Raw genomic sequence first — 16,291 nt, 5'->3', positions numbered from 1 at the left:
TAGTGCCGTCCCCCACATCCCGCGGGAAGGCACGCCCACGTAACAACACATCGAAATCCGAGACAGTGTCACCGACGCGCATCGACCAGCGCCCAACAGGAGATCAAGTGCCAAGTCACGCCAGCACAGCACTCACGAAAGTCCTCATCGCCAACCGAGGCGAGATCGCGGTACGGGTCATCCGGGCTGCCAAGGACGCCGGATTGACCAGCGTCGCGGTGTACGCCGAACCGGACGCCGATGCTCTGTTCGTGAAGCTCGCCGACGAGGCTTTCGCACTGGGCGGTCAGACCTCGGCCGAGTCGTACCTGGTTTTCGACAAGATCCTCGACGCCGCGGCCAAGTCCGGGGCCGACGCCATCCACCCCGGCTACGGCTTCCTCTCGGAGAACGCCGACTTCGCCCAGGCTGTCATCGACGCCGGGCTCACCTGGATCGGGCCGTCGCCCCAGTCGATCCGCGACCTCGGTGACAAGGTCACCGCACGTCACATCGCGCTGAAGGCCAACGCCCCGATGGCCCCGGGTACCAAGGACCCAGTCAAGGACGCGGGTGAGGTCGTGGCCTTCGCCGAGGAGCACGGTGTCCCCGTCGCCATCAAGGCGGCATTCGGCGGCGGCGGCCGCGGCATGAAGGTCGCCTACACGATCGAAGAGATCCCCGAACTGTTCGACTCGGCCACCCGTGAGGCAGTGTCGGCATTCGGTCGCGGAGAGTGCTTCGTCGAGCGCTACCTCGACAAGGCGCGCCACGTGGAGGCCCAGGTCATCGCCGACCAGCACGGCAACGTGATCGTGGCAGGCACCCGCGACTGCTCGCTGCAACGCCGCTTCCAGAAGCTCGTCGAAGAGGCGCCGGCACCGTTCCTCACCACCGAGCAGCGCGAGAAGATCCATTCCTCGGCCAAAGCCATCTGCAAGGAAGCCGGCTACTACGGCGCGGGCACGGTGGAGTTCCTCGTCGGTTCCGACGGCCTCGTGTCGTTCCTCGAGGTCAACACCCGTCTGCAGGTCGAACACCCCGTCACCGAGGAAACCGCCGGCATCGACCTCGTCCGCCAGCAGTTCCGCATCGCAGCAGGCGAAAAGCTCGAGTTCACCGAGGATCCGACCCCTCGCGGCCACTCGTTCGAGTTCCGCATCAACGGTGAGGATGCCGGCCGCGGCTTCCTCCCGGCTCCCGGGCCGATCACCGTCTACAAGGAGCCGACCGGCCCCGGCGTCCGCGTCGATTCCGGCGTCGTCGAAGGCGACGTGATCGGCGGCGGGTTCGACTCCATGCTTGCCAAGCTGATCGTCACCGGTGAGAACCGTGAGCAGGCGCTCGAGCGGTCACGACGCGCGTTGGCCGAGTTCCAGGTGGAGGGTCTGGCGACTGTCATCCCGTTCCACCGCCACATCGTGTCCAACCCGGCCTTCATCGGTGACGGCGAGGGCTTCGACATCTACACCAAGTGGATCGAGACCGATTGGGACAACCCGATCGAGCCCTACACCGGTGGACAGCCCATCGAGGACGACGACAACGAGCCCCGCAAGACCGTGGTGGTCGAGGTCGGCGGACGGCGCCTCGAGGTGTCGCTGCCGGGCGATCTGGCCCTGGGTGGTGGCGGATCCAATGGAGTCGCCACGAAGAAGCCCAAGGCACGCACACGCGCCAAGGGCGGCAACGCCGCTGTGTCCGGTGACGCCGTCACCGCGCCCATGCAGGGCACCGTCGTCAAGGTCTCGGTCACCGAGGGCCAGGAAGTCGCCGCGGGCGATCTGGTTGTCGTTCTCGAGGCCATGAAGATGGAGAACCCGGTCACCGCCCACAAGGACGGTGTCGTGACAGGCCTGGCCGTCGAGGCCGGCGCAGCGGTCACCCAGGGCACGGTCCTGTTCGAGCTGAAGTAGGCGTACGCCATCGAGGCTGTCGAGATCAACGCCGGCGCATGGTACCTGCGGGCGTTGCGTGACGATGATCGTGTGTCGGATCGGCCGGCGCTGGCTCTCGCCGGTGTCACCGACCCCGATCACGTGCGCGCCTGCGAGCGCGGCTGGGACGAAGAGACCCGCTTCACCTGGGCAGTGTGTGAGCCGACCACCGGTGAGATGCTCGCCGAGGTCGCCATCGAGCCCCAGGGAACCGGTAACGCAGCCCGATTGACCGGCTTCGCCCGGGATGGCTACGACGAACCGCTGGCGGCAGCACGAATCGTGGTGCAGCGCTTTGGTGAAGGCGCGCTGGGCTACACCTTCGACTGACCCGTTCCACGGGACCCGCAAAACCCACAGACGAATTCGCGCCACCTCCTTGCATTCGCGCCGGTTGCAACCGGCGCGCACGCAGGCAGGTGGCGCGAGTTCTTGCGCAGTGCCCGCTTCAGACGTCTGGACGGTCGTGGTCCAGCCCGGTGCCGAGGTCGGTGCAGTCGACCTCGATGACGTCGGTACGGGCCGCGAGATAGGGTCCCGCCCCACGGCCCCCTGACAACGACTCCAGGACCCCATCGAGATGATCTGCCCCGAGGTAGACCGGATGTCCGGCAGACCCCGCGAATCCGGCTCTGCCCAGTCGGTCGGGTCGGGGGCCGCACGCGTCCAGAAGTCGCCGCACCTGCTCGCCCGTCACGTCCGGGATGTCAACAACATGTAAAACCACTCCGACGAGATCGGGGACGTCGGCGGCTTCCAGAAGCGCCGTGCGGACCGACTCGCTCAAGCCCCTGCGCCAGTCAGGCACCTGTACGGCCCGCGCTCCTCCGGGCATCTCCGGGGCAGCGGCACCGATGGTGACGAGCACCTGTCCGCATCCGCCGTCGCCGAGCGCACCCACCCCGGCACGTAGCCAATCACCCTGATGAGCAAGTATTTTCGGCATCCCGTACCTGGTGCCCGCGCCTGCGGCCAGCAGAACCCCGACCACCGTTCCATGCTCTGGCATGCCGCCTGGGCCCGCGCTCGCACTCGATGGTGCTGCCCTGTCACCGGCGTCTCCGGTGGCCGCCTCACCCGCCGTGCGCTCCAACGGTCGACCTCCTCCGGGCCTGACGGCCATGGATATATCGGTTCTGCTCGCCGAGCGGACGAGCAGACTTCGCGAGATCCTCATGGGAAGCGATGGCACCCGGCCGGATGGGGGTGCCGACGAGACCCACACGACCATCTCACCAGAGGTACCACCGAATGAGCACCGACTCCGAGGCCGGATGTCCCGGCGCCACCCCGATCGTTCCGGCCCGATCCAATCGCTTTCAGGACGTGATGGGCTGAACAGGCACAGACTTCGACCATTGACGTCTGCAACAACCAGAGTGGGCGCTGCGATGAAGGCAGCAGCACCACGAGAAACCGGAGAGGACGGGACCTGACGTGCGACGAGTTGACTGGCGAGGACTCGAGAGTTTCAACGAGTTGCGCGAGCGCCAGGCGATCCACGCCCTCTACCAGTGCTGCACGTCGTGCATCTGGGCGATCCGGGTGGCGGCGGGCAGGCCGTTCCCGGACGAAGAAGCCCTCTACAACCGCTCGGATCTGATCCTGGCCGAGTTGTCCGAGGCAGACCTGGACGAGGCGCTCGACGGGCACCCCCGGATCGGTGACCGGCCGACGAACTCGTCGTCAGCCCGCGAGCAGTCCGGGGTCGCCGGCGCAGACGAGGCTGTTCTGGCCGAGCTCAAGCGGTGCAACGCCGAGTACGAGGAGAAGTTCGGCCATGTGTACCTGGTCTTCGCCGATGGACGACCCGCCACGGAGCTGCTGGCAATTCTGCACGAACGCATGAACAATGATCCGGAAACTGAAAGGCGGGTCATGCGAATGGAATTGGCGAAGATCAATCGTCGGCGGCTACGACTCATGTTGGAGCCGGCTATCAGATACGTCGACGAAGGAGAGGACGCCGCGTCGTGAGTGACCTCAGCACCCACGTTCTCGATGCGGTCACGGGCAAGCCGGCCAGCGGCCTCACGGTCATCCTCTACGATTCAGAAGGCGCCGAACTCGCCTCCAGCACAACCGATTCCGATGGTCGTATCGGATCGCTCGCCGGTCGCGGGCTCACCGAGGGCGTCTACCGGCTGCTTTTCGACACCGGCAAGTGGTTCGCCGACAACCACATCGAGGGTTTCTACCCGGAGGTGGCGATCACGTTCTCTGTCACCGATACCACCAGGCACCACCACGTACCCCTGTTGCTGAGCCCGTTCGCCTACTCGACCTACCGCGGCAGCTGACGATACAAAGGAGAAGACACAGAGCTCATGGGCATCATCCTGGGTGAGAACCAGTACGGGAAAGCCGAGAACCGGGTGGTGCGGATCTATCGCGACACCCCCAGGCACGAGATCAAGGACATCAACGTCGGCAGCACCCTTCGCGGCGACTTCGCCGCGGCCTACACCGACGGTGACCAGCGGAAGGTGCTGCCCACCGACACGCAGAAACAGACCGCTTATGCCTACGCCAAAGAAAAGGGCATCGAGTCGATCGAGAAGTACGCGCTCGAACTCGCCCGCCATTTCGTGGACGACTTCGAACCGGTGTCCGGGGCAAGGATCGAGGTCGAGGAGTACGCCTGGGAACGCGCCGTGGTCGACGGTGCCGAGCACGACCACACATGGGTCCGTAAGGGTCAGGAGACCCGGACCGCCGACATCACCGTGGAAGGCAAGGGTGATGCCCAGCGGACGTGGGTGATCGGAGGCCTCAAAGACCTGGTGCTGTTGAAGTCGACCGGTTCGGAGTTCCACGACTTCCTCGAAGACGAATACACGATCCTCGAACCGACCACCGACCGGGTGATGGCCACATCGCTGGTGGCCAAATGGCGTTTCACCACGACCGATGTCGATTGGGAGGCGCTCTACCCGGCCATCAAACAGATCATCATCAACCGCTTTGCGACCGTGCAATCGCTCGCCTTGCAACAGACCCTCTATGAGATCGGGAAGACCATCCTGGAGACCTACGACGTGATCGCCGAGGTACGCCTGTCGGCTCCCAACAAGCATCACTTCATCTACGACCTGTCTCCGTTCGGCCTGGAGAACAACAAGGAGGTCTTCAATGCCGACGACCGTCCCTACGGTTTGATCCAGGGCACGGTGACCCGCGACGATGCGCCGGACGCAGGCCCGGCATGGAATCCGCAGATGGCGTGGCTGGGCTAGGACCTCAGTTGCGCGAGCGCTTCGTCGAGGCCCAGGACGTCTGCGTACTTCGCCTGCAGATCGAGCAGGTTGGCGTCGTGCAGGCGCTGTTCTCTATCGCCGCACGCGTCGGCGACCACCAGTGGCCGAAATCCGTGTTGGAGCGCGTCGGTTGCGCTCGCTCGGATGCACCCGCTGGTGCTGAGCCCGCAGATGTAGAGAGTGTCGATCCCTCGGGCCGTCAACGTGGCTGCCAACGACGTTCCGAAGAAGGCACTCGCATACTGTTTCGTGATCACGGTCTCGCCGGGCTCAGGACGCGGATCGGTGACGAAGTCGGCCAGCGGTGATCCCTCCTCGAAAACCCTCAGTGAAGGGATCTTCCGGGTGAACAGTCCGCCGTCGATCCCACCGGGCTGGTAACTGACTCGTGTGAAGATCACCGGGACCCCGACGTCTCGAGCCACGGACACCAGGGTTCCGGCGCATGCCACCGCACTCTCCACCGGCGCCCTCAGGGGCGAGTCGTCGTCCAGGTAGGCCCTGGCGAGATCGATCGCCAGAACTGCAGCACTACGTCCCGGTCCCAGCGACCCACCGAATCCGGATGCGCGGTAGTCCTCGAGGGTGTCCTTCACGCGCGCACAGCTTTTCGAACGTTCACCGGAGGCCTCGGTGCGGGCAGGCCCGTCTCTGTTTCGCACCGCTCGAGGATCTCAGGGATGGGCGGACCCATGTCGAAGATGGGCAACTCACCGCGGTCGGCGCTGAGCCTTTGTCGCCTCGCCTCGGTCGCCGGGGCGTCGATCGCTCCTCTGTCGTCGCACACCACGCCGTACGCCTCGGCCGCACCGTCGACGCTCACGAGCCCCCGGCGCACCTCCAACGCAACCACTTCGGGATCGCGCGCGAGTGGGTCTCCCCAGCCGCCTCCGCCCCAGGTCACGAAATGCAGGACATCCCCCCGCCCGACCTCTACGTCGTGGATCTTGCTGGGCAGTACCTCGGTCTCACCTGACGCCCTGATGAGCCACTTCCTGCCGCGCGCACCGGGTTTGCCGCCGTTGACACCCCATGGGTAAGTGAGCCAACGGTCGTCGTGGACCGCGATGGTCCCCGGCTCTTCGAAGTGGTAAGCGACGTCGACGCCGTTTCCCCCTCGGTGCAGTCCTGCACCACCGGTGTCGGCGATGGTCTCCCATCGTTCGATCCGAAGCGGGTAGTAGGACTCCAGGTACTCACAGGGGATGTTGACGAACGACGGCCACAGTGAATGACCATCTGGCCCATCCCCTATCGGGCGCCCGGGGATGCCTCCGAAGCCGATCGAGTAGAGCTGGAACCACTCTCCGTCTCGGGGTCCGCCGTCGTAGTGACCCGAATACATGAAGTGCGGCGACGACGAGAACCCGGCAGCGTTGAGTATCTCTGGGTTGTTCTGGCCGAGCAGTCCGCCGAACAGATCGAACACCCGCCCGATGCCGTGGTTCCGCCCGTTGAGTGCTGCCGGGAACCTCGGCTTCCAGAAGGAGTCCTCGGGAATCGTCACGTCGATGAGCGGATAGAACCCGTCGTTCCAGAGGATCTGAGGGTCGGCGATCGTGATCACGTAGATGCCGAAGAACATCCGGACGAGGTTCTCGTTGATGAAGTAGTTGATCGGCCCGACGGCCTGCGGCGCCTCCTCGGAGAAGTCGAGATGGATCTTCTCGCCATGCCGGGTCAACTTGATCGTCAGTTTGTACGGCCCGTAGCCGCAACCGTCATCACAGATGTAGTCACTGAACTCGATGGTCTCGCCGTCGATGAACAGCGTTGCCAGGAGCACCTTCATCGCCTGGTAGTTCCGGTCGAGCAGGGCGTCGAGCGCCGAGAGGTACACGTCCGCCCCGAACCGGTCACACAACTCCACGATCCGCCGTGAGGCGGTCGTGCAGGCGGCTACCAGTCCGTTGAGATCAGCTCGGTTCCAGTCCGGCATGCGCACCTGGTTGAGGATGATGTCGAGCGCGGTCTCATTGAGTTCACCCTTGTCATAGAGCTTGAACGGCGGAATTATCACGCCTTCTTCGTAGATGGTGTGCGCGTCCGCGGGCATCGAAGAAGGTGTGCTTCCACCGACATCGGACATGTGCCCGAACATGGACGACCAACCCACCACCCGGCCGCTGTGGAAGATGGGCAGAACGATGAGCCAGTCGTTGGCATGACTGATGGCGGCCCCACAGGCATACGGGTCCGAGGTCAGCAGGATGTCGCCCTCTCCGACCGTGCCGTCGAAGTTGTCGAGGAAGTCCGGTACCGACAGACCGAATTGTCCGACAACCATTTTCCCGGCCGGATCGGCGATGAGGGGGAACTCGTCGTGTTGCTCTCGAATACCTGGCGACAGTGCGGTGCGGAACAGCACCTCGTCCATCTCGTACCGGGCGTTACGCAAGGCGTTCTCGATGATGTCGAGGGTGACCGGGTCGACCGGCACCTTGTTCACGGGTGCGGTGGTGCTTTCGATGATGGTGGCCATCACATCTCCTGAAACTTGGGCGAGTTGAGGGTGGGATCAGATCCGACGAAGCGGGGCGAGGCGGTCACACAGGCCGTATGAGGAGGCTGGCGCTGGAATGCACGGTTGCGGCGTGGCCGGCCAGCACCAAGGTGGTGGAGTCCATCTCGGTGATGACTGCCGGCCCGGGCACCACGTTGCCGGCGAGTAGTTTGTCGCGGTCGTAGATCCCGGCGGAGACGTGACCACCGTCCATCCAGACCTCGGTCTCCTTGATCAATGCCGCCGATGGGTCGGACCCCCCGTCGGGCAACTCTTTCCACGCCACCTCCGGCCGGGGTCCGCTGACGGTCACCCTGAGGTTGATCACCTCACGCTCGTTCTTGAGCAGGAACGAGAAGAGCCGCTGGTGCTCGGCATCAAACGCATCGCCCAGACTGGCCAGTACCTCGCCGCCCTCCAGCACGCCGGGGTCGAGGTCGACCGGGATCTCGAAACCCTGCCCGTGATACCGCAGATCCACCTGATACTTGGCCGTCTGCTCATCGACGGGCACGCCTTCGGAGGCCAGACGTTCGGCGGCCGACTCGGCGAGTTCGGCCAGAGCCGAACGTATTTCCTCGTCTGTTGTGGCGGAGAATGCACGAACCAGAGTGCGGGCACTCTCGTCGCGCACGCACGTGGTGGCATCGCCGTAGGCACACAGCACCCCGGGTGAGGGCGGCACGATGACAGGCCAGGAACCGGTGAGCCGTCCCAGCGCGTTTGCGTGCAGCGGCCCGGCACCACCGAAGGACACGAGTGCGAAATCCCTTGGGTCGTAGCCCTGTTGCACACTCACCAGGCGCAGCGCGCCGAACATGTTCTCGTTGACGATGTCGACGATCCCTGCCGCCGCCGACTCGATGCTCTCGAGGCCCATGGCATCGGCCACCGTTGCCACAGCCTGCCGCCCGGCCTCGACGTCGAGAGTCACCTCACCGCCGGCCAATTCACCGGGCAGATATCCGAGGACCACGTTGGCATCGGTGACGGTGGGCTCGGTCCCACCTCCGCCGTACGACGCGGGCCCCGGATCGGCACCCGCCGATTGAGGCCCTACCCGCAGCGCCTTGGTGAGTTCGGGAACGTGGGCGATCGAACCACCACCGGCACCGACCGTGCGCACATCGACACTGGTGGCTCGGACAGCGAGATCGCCGACCTTGGTCTCGCGTCCGATCCTGGGTTCACCGCCGAGAACGAGTGCGACATCGGTGGAGGTGCCGCCCATGTCGAAGGTGAGGAAGTCGGAGAATCCGGCCTGCTCTGCGAACCACACGGCACCGGTCACCCCGCCAGCAGGCCCCGACAACAGTAGCGACACAGGGTCTTCCGCCGCTTTCGCGGACTGCACCAGGCCACCGTCGCTGCGCAGTATCGACAACGGTGCTTCGATGCCGGTCTCGCGCAACGAAGTGTCGAGGTTCTTCACGTACCGGGAGACCTCCGGCTGCACGTAGCTGTTCGCCACGGTTGTCAGGGTTCTCTCGTATTCGCGCATCTCGGGCAGGACGTGGCTCGAGATGGAGACCGGGATACCCGGGAGTTCCTCTGCAGCCCACACCGCCACACGCTGCTCATGGTCATCGTTGGCGTAGGAATTGATCAACGAAATGGTCAGCGCCTCGATGCCCTCCCCCTTCAGCGCGGCGAGCGCGGTGCGTGCCTGCGACTCGTCCAGTGGCGTCACCTCCGACCCGTCGGCTGCTATCCGGCCTGCCACCTCGATCGTGTCCTCCAGTCGTGCCAGGGGCTCGGGTTTGGGCCAGATGATCCACCCCGCCAAGCCCCCTGGAACGAATGACCGGGCAATTTGCAACACCTGCCTGAAGCCATCGGTGGTGACCAGCCCGACCCTGGCCCCCTTGTTCTGCAGGATGGCATTGGTGGCGACCGTGGTGCCGTGAAGAACCTGTCCGACCTCCGCGAGTTCGATGCCTGCCTCGGCGCAGACCTTCCTCACGCCGTTGAGAACGCCGACAGACTGGTCGGCCGGCGTCGATGGCGTCTTCGCCCGCCACGTCGTTCCGGACGTTTCTTCGAGGAGGAGCACGTCGGTGAACGTGCCACCGACATCAACTCCGAGCCGGTATCGCATACGGTCTCCCAGTGTTTGAGGTTGTGAAGGTTGAAGTTGTGGGGCTGTGCCGGACGCCGACGGGACTGCTGACCGTCAGATCACGCCCCGCTCGGTGAACGCTGTCTGCTCTGCTTCGGTCAGCCCCAACAGGCCGCCATAGATGGCATGGTTGTGTTGGCCCAACGCGGGCCCAGGGTGGCGCACCCCGCCGGGCGTCTCGCTCAGCTTGGGAAAGACGCCGTGCATGGGGATTTCGCCGAAGTCGGGGTGGGCGAGTTTGACGATGGCGTCGCGGGCTGCGAAATGCGGATCGTTGAACATGTCGCTGGCGGTGTAGATCTTTCCTGCGGGGACCCCGGCCTCGTGGAGGAGGTCGAGAAGCTCTCCGGCTTCGTATGATCTCGTCCAGTCGGCGATGAGGTCGTCGAGCTCGGTCATGTTCGCTCCGCGCGAAGCATGGTCCCGGTAGCGGGGGTCGTCGATGAGTTCGGTTCGTTTCATCGCCGTGGCCAGCCGCCCGAAAACGCTGTCCTGGTTGGCCGCAACGAGAATCATGTCATCCGACTTCGTCGGGTAGACGTTGCTCGGCGCGATGTTCGGCAGCACCGAGCCGGTGCGTTCACGCTGGTATCCCCCGATTGCCCATTCAGGCAACAGAGATTCCATCATCGCCAGGACGGCCTCATAGATCGCCGAGTCGACCAGTTGACCGCGACCGGTCTTCTCCCTGTGGTGCAGTGCAGCCAGTACACCAACCGTGGCGAATACGGCAGCGAGTGAATCACCCAGCGAGATTCCGGCCCGCGAAGGCACTGATCCCGGATCGCCTGTGATGTAACGGATTCCGCCCATGGCCTCGCCGATCGACCCGAACCCTGCGCGGGCGGAATACGGGCCGGTCTGGCCGTAACCACTGACCCGCGCCACGATGAGCCCCGGGTTGATCTCCTGGAGCTGGTCGACACCGAGACCCCAACGTTCCAGAGTCCCCGGCCGGAAGTTCTCGACCACCACGTCAGCTTTCGCGATGATCTGCCTAGCCAGATCCTGCCCCTCAGGGGTCCGCAGGTTGCAGGTCACGGATTTTTTCCCGCGGGCGACCACCGGCCACCACAACGACTTGCCGTGGGGCTTCTCCCGGCCCCACTGCCTCATGGGATCTCCCGATCCGGGTGACTCCAGTTTGATCACCTCCGCCCCGAAGTCGGCGAGAAGTTGACCGCAGAACGGTCCTGCCAGCAGTTGGCCCATCTCGACCACCCTCAGGTCGGTCAACGGTCCGGCGCTTACTGTTTCCTCGGTCACTTACGCGTCCCTCATTCCTTCGTCGCCGGTTTCACACTCGGCCTGCCCCGTCTGCACGTTTCCTGCCGTCAAGGCTTGCAGGAGAACGGATTTGGCCGCCCGCACGTGTGCGCGCATCACCGAATCCGCCCATACCTCGTCTCCGCTGCGCAGCGCGGCCACGAGGTCGCGGTGATGGGCACAGCTGCGAGCAAGGTCGTCCGGCGCATATTGATGAAAGGTCCGCATCACCAGGGGCAGTTGGATGACCGCGTTGAGCATCGTCATCAACCGTGTGCTCGCGGCCGCCGAACGGACAATCGCATGGAACTCGTCATTGAGTTGTGCGACGAGATCGAGGTGGTGGCGGTCGGCAGCGTTCTCCATCAGGTCACACAGCTCGGCCATCCGGTCGATGTCCTTGCCCTCGATCCGACTCGCCGCACGCGATGCAGCCATGGCCTCGAGAACCATTCGAAGGTCGTAGATCTCCTCGAGATCTTCTGCGCTCCACTCGTAGACACGAGCACCCCGGTGTGGCAGGACCTCGACGAGCCCCTCCATCTCCAGTTGCCGCAACGCTTCGCGCACGGGAGTTCGACTCGTCCTCGTCAGTTCGGCGATCTCGACCTCACCGAGCCGCGCTCCTGGCCCGTATCGACCGTCGATGATCGCCTCACGAATATGTGAGTACACCCGGTCCACTGCTCGCGTCACGCCAGTTCCTTTCGGCTTGATTGTTCACAATCTAGGGCTCCTACCCGCCAATGTCTCGGTTTTCTCTGTAAACAACCTGTTTCGATTGCGGCGTTGCATACAATCTTGAGTGCAGGAAGGATGAGCCGATGGACACTGTGCAATTGGTGGAGGTCAGTCCGCGCGACGGACTGCAGAATGAGAAGACCGTGCTGTCGGTGGACGACAAGGTCGAACTGATCAACCGCAGCGTGGCGGCAGGAGCCCGGCGCATCGAAGCCGTCAGTTTTGCCAATCCGAAACGCGTCCCCCAGATGGCCGGCGCCGAGGAGGTGATGGCGCAGCTACCCCGCGATGACGGTGTCTCCTATATCGGCCTGGTGCTCAATCGTCGCGGCCTGGACCGGGCCTTGGCCGCGGGAGTCGACGAGATCAACGCCGTGGTCGTCGCGACCGATGAGTTCAGCATGCGGAACCAGGGTTGCACGGTGGCAGAAGGCATCTCGGCCTGGGAGCACATAGCCGCCGACGCCCGCGCCGCCGGAATCTCCACCACGGTCACGATAGCTGCGTCGTTCGGATGCCCGTTCAGCGGTGAAGTTGATCCCGCGTGGGTCATCGAGGTGGCACAGCGTGTGGCGGCCGCGGGTCCCGACGAGATCGCGTTCGCCGACACGATCGGGGTGGGTGTCCCCTCTCAGGTGCGCGCGCTCGCAGCCGGTGCGCAAAGCGCCGCTCCGGGAATTCCGGTGCGTTGGCACTTCCACAACACCCGGAACACCGGCTACGCCAACGCGCTCGCCGCGCTGGAGACCGGTGCGGCAGCACTGGACGCGAGCATCGGCGGATTCGGCGGTTGCCCTTTCGCCCCCGCGGCCACGGGCAACATCGCATCCGAGGATCTCGTCTACGCGCTCGACCGCTCAGGCGTTCATACCGGCGTCGACCTCGAATCGCTCGCCTCTACGGCGACCTGGCTCGGTGCCCGATTGTCCAAAGACGTTCCCGCACAGCTCGGCCGGGCAGGCAACTTCCCGCCCAGCTGACGCCGCGGGCGGCCGCCTCGTCGGCCTACTCCAGCTCCACCAGCAGGTCTCCGCCTTCGACTTGTGCGACGGTGGTGATTGCGATGCGTTTGATGGTGCCGCCGGTGGGGGTGGTGATGGCGGCTTCCATTTTCATGGCCTCGATGGAGCCGATGGTGGCGCCGGGTTCGATGTGTTGTCCGGGTTCGACGACGGTGGTGACCACCCCGGCAAAGGGTGCGGCGATGTGTTTGGGGTTACCAGATACTGCTTTTTCGGCGACGAGGACGTCGACCTTGAGGGAACGATCACGCACCTGGACCGGCCGGAGTTGACCGTTGAGGATGCACATCACCGTGCGCATGCCTCGTTCGTCGGCCTCGCTGATCGCTTCCAAACCGATGAGCAGTTCCACACCGGGTTCGAGTTCCACCCGGTGTTCGTCGCCGTACCGCAGTCCGTAGAAGAACTGGTTGGCCGAGAGACTGGAGGTATCGCCGTAAGCGGTTTGATGCTCTTCGTAATCGCGGGTGGGGCCCGGGAACAGCAACCGGTTCAACGTCTGTCGCCGGGTCGCGCTGTCGCCGTCGAGGGCCGCCTCATCCTCGGCGGACAGGTCGGTGACCGGTTTGGCCGGGGCCCGCCCAGCCAACGCCCGAGTCCGTAGCGGTTCAGGCCAACCACCGGCCGGTTCACCCAGTTCGCCGCGCAGGAACCCGATCACCGAATCAGGGATGTCGTAGGACGCCGGGTCCTGCGCGAAGTCGTCGGCACTGACCCCGGTGCCCACCAACGCCAGGGCGAGATCACCGACGACCTTCGAGGACGGGGTGACCTTGATCAACCGCCCCAGCATCCGGTCCGCGGCGGCGTAGGCATGTTCAACCTGTTCGAACCGATCCCCCAGGCCCAAACCGATGGCCTGCTGACGCAGGTTCGACAACTGCCCACCCGGGATCTCGTGGGTGTACACCCGGCCCGTCGGGGCGGGGAGCCCGGACTCGAACGGGGCGTACACCTTCCGTAGAGCCTCCCAATACGGCTCGAGCTCGCATACCGCGGCCAGGTCCAGCCCGGTGTCGTACTCGGTGTGCGCCGTCGCGGCGACGATCGCCGACAACGCAGGCTGGCTGGTGGTGCCGGCCATCGCCGCGCTCGCACCATCGACCGCATCCGCGCCGGCCTGCCACGCCGCCAGATACGTCGCCAACTGCCCGCCCGGGGTGTCGTGGGTGTGCACGTGCACCGGCACATCAAAGTTCATGCGCAACGCTGAGACCAACGTGGTTGCCGCTTGCGGGCGCAGCAGTCCGGCCATGTCTTTGATCGCCAACACGTGAGCGCCGGCCTCCACCAGCTGTTCAGCCAGCCGCAGGTAATAGTCCAGGGTGTACAGATTCTCGGCCGGATTCGACAGATCCCCGGTGTAGGACAGGGCGACCTCTGCGATCGTGGTGCCGGTCTCGCGGACCGCGTCGATCGCCGGCCGCATCTGATCCACATTGTTCAGCGCGTCGAAGATCCGGAAGATGTCGATTCCCGTCGCGGCGGCTTCGGCCACAAACGAGCGGGTCACCTTCTGCGGATACGGGGTGTATCCGACCGTGTTCGCTCCCCGCAGCAGCATCTGCAGGTTGATGTTGGGCATAGCTTCGCGGAGCTGCGCCAACCGATCCCACGGATCTTCCTTCAAGAACCGCAGCGCGACGTCGTAGGTTGCGCCGCCCCAACACTCCACCGACAACAACTGCGGGGTCATCGCCGCCACATACGGGGCGATCGCGACCAACCCGGTGGTACGGACCCGCGTCGCCAACAACGACTGGTGAGCATCCCGGAACGTGGTGTCGGTGACACCGAGGGCTTTCGACGCCCGCAGATCCGCCGCGAACCCCTCCGGGCCCAACGACAGGAGCCGTTGCCGGGACCCGTCGGCCGGGGCACTGACGTCGATATCGGGGAGTTTGTCGCGCGGATAGACCGTCGCCGGACGTTCCCCGTGCGGCTTGTTCACCGTCACATCAGCGAGATAGTTCAGAATCCGGGTACCGCGGTCGGCCGAGACCCGCGAGGTCAGCAACTGTGGGCGTTCCTCGATGAACGACGTCGTCACGTTCCCCGTCCGAAAGTCCGGGTCATCCAACACAGCCTGCAGGAACGGCACATTCGTGGCGACACCGCGGATCCGGAACTCGGCCAGCGCCCGCCGCGACCGCGCCACCGCGGTCTCGAAGTCCCGGCCCCGGCACGTCAACTTGACCAGCATCGAGTCGAAATGCGCGCTGACCTCCGCACCCAACGTCGCCCCACCATCCAGACGCACCCCCGCCCCACCCGGAGTGCGGTACGCGGTGATCCGACCCGTGTCCGGGCGGAAACCGTTCGTCGGATCCTCGGTGGTGATCCGGCACTGCATCGCCGCGCCGCGGATCGCCACCGCCTCCTGCGACAACCCCAACTCCGCCAACGTCTCGCCCGCAGCGATCCGCAACTGGGACTGCACCAAATCGACGTCGGTGATCTCCTCGGTCACGGTGTGCTCGACCTGGATCCGTGGATTCATCTCGATGAACACATGATTACCGTCGCGGTCGACCAAAAACTCCACCGTCCCGGCACACGAGTAACCGATCTTCTTCGCGAACGCGACCGCGTCAGCGCAGATCTTCTCCCGCAACCCCGGCGGCATGTTCGGTGCCGGCGCCAGCTCGATCACCTTCTGATGGCGACGCTGCACACTGCAATCACGCTCGAACAGGTGCATCACGTTGCCATGCTGATCAGCCAGGATCTGCACCTCGATATGACGCGGGGCGATCACCGCCTGCTCCAAGAACACCGACGCATCTCCGAACGCCGAATTCGCCTCGCGGGCAGCAGCTTCGATGGCCTCGCGCAGACCGTCGATGGTCTCCACCCGCCGCATCCCACGGCCACCGCCACCAGCGACCGCCTTGACGAACACCGGGAACCGCATCGACTCGGCAGCGGCCATCAACTCATCAACATCCACCGACGCCTCGGACGACGCCAACACCGGCAGACCCGCCTCCCGCGCCGCAGCGATCGCCCGAGACTTGTTACCCGTCAACTCCAAGATGTCCGCAGACGGACCCACAAAGGTGATCCCCGCATCCGCACACGCCGCAGCCAAGTCAGGATTCTCCGACAAGAACCCGTACCCCGGATAGATCGCGTCGGCACCCGCACGCCGCGCCGCCGCGATGACCTCCTCGACCGACAAATACGCCCGCACCGGATGCCCCGGCTCACCGATCTGATAGGCCTCGTCAGCCTTCAGACGGTGAATCGAATTGCGATCCTCGAACGGGAACACCGCCACCGTCCCCGCACCCAACTCATACGCAGCACGAAAAGCACGAATCGCGATCTCGCCCCGGTTGGCCACCAACACCTTGCGAAACATCAACGCACCTCCACATCGCCCACGAAACCATCACTCCACCATGACGACCCGACACCAGGTGCGGATAGTCGCGAATTGCGACCGGGATGGAGCTTCACGAATC

General features: G+C 64.8%; 13 protein-coding genes. 6 read left to right on the top strand and 7 right to left on the bottom strand.

What is annotated here, in order from left to right; all coding sequences use genetic code 11:
• Positions 1 to 107 precede the first annotated feature (107 nt).
• Entirely contained in the window at positions 108 to 1,895 is a 1,788-nt protein-coding gene (locus MVA47_RS13800) for an acetyl/propionyl/methylcrotonyl-CoA carboxylase subunit alpha (protein WP_030174053.1), read from the top strand.
• Between the two features lie 9 nt (positions 1,896 to 1,904).
• Positions 1,905 to 2,246 carry a hypothetical protein gene (locus tag MVA47_RS13795; RefSeq protein ID WP_031333148.1) on the top strand — a complete coding sequence of 114 codons (342 nt, stop codon included), beginning with the start codon at positions 1,905 to 1,907 and terminating at the stop codon, positions 2,244 to 2,246.
• Between the two features lie 118 nt (positions 2,247 to 2,364).
• Here MVA47_RS13795 and MVA47_RS13790 read toward each other — a convergent pair whose 3' ends face one another.
• A complete protein-coding gene (locus tag MVA47_RS13790) occupies positions 2,365 to 2,925 on the bottom strand; it encodes an NTP transferase domain-containing protein (RefSeq protein WP_247210765.1) in 561 nt (186 codons plus the stop codon).
• A 428-nt stretch (positions 2,926 to 3,353) separates the two neighbouring features.
• Between MVA47_RS13790 and uraD the strand changes: the two genes are divergently transcribed.
• The 3 genes from uraD to pucL are packed head-to-tail and all read left to right on the top strand — an operon-like array spanning position 3,354 to position 5,152.
• Complete coding sequence (uraD, locus tag MVA47_RS13785) at positions 3,354 to 3,893, top strand: 2-oxo-4-hydroxy-4-carboxy-5-ureidoimidazoline decarboxylase (RefSeq protein ID WP_247208359.1); 540 nt, start codon at positions 3,354 to 3,356, stop codon at positions 3,891 to 3,893.
• The gene (gene uraH, locus MVA47_RS13780) at positions 3,890 to 4,216 is read left to right on the top strand and encodes a hydroxyisourate hydrolase (RefSeq protein ID WP_247208358.1); all 327 of its coding nucleotides are present in this window, start codon (positions 3,890 to 3,892) and stop codon (positions 4,214 to 4,216) included. Before uraD ends, uraH begins: the two co-directional genes overlap by 4 nt.
• A gap of 27 nt (positions 4,217 to 4,243) precedes the next feature.
• A complete protein-coding gene (pucL, locus tag MVA47_RS13775; RefSeq protein ID WP_247208357.1) occupies positions 4,244 to 5,152 on the top strand; it encodes a factor-independent urate hydroxylase in 909 nt (302 codons plus the stop codon).
• On the opposite strand, the gene MVA47_RS13770 is transcribed toward pucL, so the two are convergent.
• The 5 genes from MVA47_RS13770 to MVA47_RS13750 all read right to left on the bottom strand — a co-directional run bounded on the left by MVA47_RS13770 (position 5,149) and on the right by MVA47_RS13750 (position 11,757).
• On the bottom strand, positions 5,149 to 5,769 hold the full coding sequence (locus tag MVA47_RS13770) for an isochorismatase family protein (RefSeq protein ID WP_247208356.1): 621 nt from the start codon (positions 5,767 to 5,769) through the stop codon (positions 5,149 to 5,151). The genes pucL and MVA47_RS13770 overlap by 4 nt on opposite strands.
• Positions 5,766 to 7,655 (bottom strand): hydantoinase B/oxoprolinase family protein, encoded by a 1,890-nt coding sequence (locus tag MVA47_RS13765; protein ID WP_247208355.1) that lies wholly within the window; start codon positions 7,653 to 7,655, stop codon positions 5,766 to 5,768. Before MVA47_RS13765 ends, MVA47_RS13770 begins: the two co-directional genes overlap by 4 nt.
• A gap of 64 nt (positions 7,656 to 7,719) precedes the next feature.
• On the bottom strand, positions 7,720 to 9,774 hold the full coding sequence (locus MVA47_RS13760; RefSeq protein ID WP_247208354.1) for a hydantoinase/oxoprolinase family protein: 2,055 nt from the start codon (positions 9,772 to 9,774) through the stop codon (positions 7,720 to 7,722).
• Between the two features lie 75 nt (positions 9,775 to 9,849).
• The gene (locus MVA47_RS13755) at positions 9,850 to 11,061 is read right to left on the bottom strand and encodes a CoA transferase (RefSeq protein ID WP_308280543.1); all 1,212 of its coding nucleotides are present in this window, start codon (positions 11,059 to 11,061) and stop codon (positions 9,850 to 9,852) included.
• A complete protein-coding gene (locus MVA47_RS13750; protein ID WP_247208353.1) occupies positions 11,062 to 11,757 on the bottom strand; it encodes a GntR family transcriptional regulator in 696 nt (231 codons plus the stop codon).
• A 128-nt stretch (positions 11,758 to 11,885) separates the two neighbouring features.
• Here MVA47_RS13750 and MVA47_RS13745 point away from each other — a divergent pair, with 128 nt between their 5' ends.
• On the top strand, positions 11,886 to 12,782 hold the full coding sequence (locus MVA47_RS13745; RefSeq protein ID WP_247208352.1) for a hydroxymethylglutaryl-CoA lyase: 897 nt from the start codon (positions 11,886 to 11,888) through the stop codon (positions 12,780 to 12,782).
• Between the two features lie 25 nt (positions 12,783 to 12,807).
• Here MVA47_RS13745 and MVA47_RS13740 read toward each other — a convergent pair whose 3' ends face one another.
• Positions 12,808 to 16,188, bottom strand: coding sequence for a pyruvate carboxylase (locus MVA47_RS13740; RefSeq protein ID WP_247208351.1), 3,381 nt, complete (start codon positions 16,186 to 16,188; stop codon positions 12,808 to 12,810).
• Between the last annotated feature and the right edge of the window lie 103 nt (positions 16,189 to 16,291).

It is taken from the genome of Williamsia sp. DF01-3, assembly GCF_023051145.1.
Classification (GTDB): Bacteria; Actinomycetota; Actinomycetes; order Mycobacteriales; family Mycobacteriaceae; genus Williamsia.
This window is presented reverse-complemented; position numbering and strand designations above follow the sequence as displayed.

Excerpts from the sequence above, each read along its gene's own strand:
- MVA47_RS13745 (WP_247208352.1), top strand. The coding sequence starts at position 11,886 with ATGGACACTGTGCAATTGGTGGAGGTCAGTCCGCGCGACGGACTGCAG.
- pucL (WP_247208357.1), top strand. The coding sequence starts at position 4,244 with ATGGGCATCATCCTGGGTGAGAACCAGTACGGGAAAGCCGAGAACCGG.
- MVA47_RS13740 (WP_247208351.1), bottom strand. The coding sequence starts at position 16,188 with ATGTTTCGCAAGGTGTTGGTGGCCAACCGGGGCGAGATCGCGATTCGT.
- MVA47_RS13790 (WP_247210765.1), bottom strand. The coding sequence starts at position 2,925 with ATGCCAGAGCATGGAACGGTGGTCGGGGTTCTGCTGGCCGCAGGCGCG.
- MVA47_RS13760 (WP_247208354.1), bottom strand. The coding sequence starts at position 9,774 with ATGCGATACCGGCTCGGAGTTGATGTCGGTGGCACGTTCACCGACGTG.
- MVA47_RS13765 (WP_247208355.1), bottom strand. The coding sequence starts at position 7,655 with ATGGCCACCATCATCGAAAGCACCACCGCACCCGTGAACAAGGTGCCG.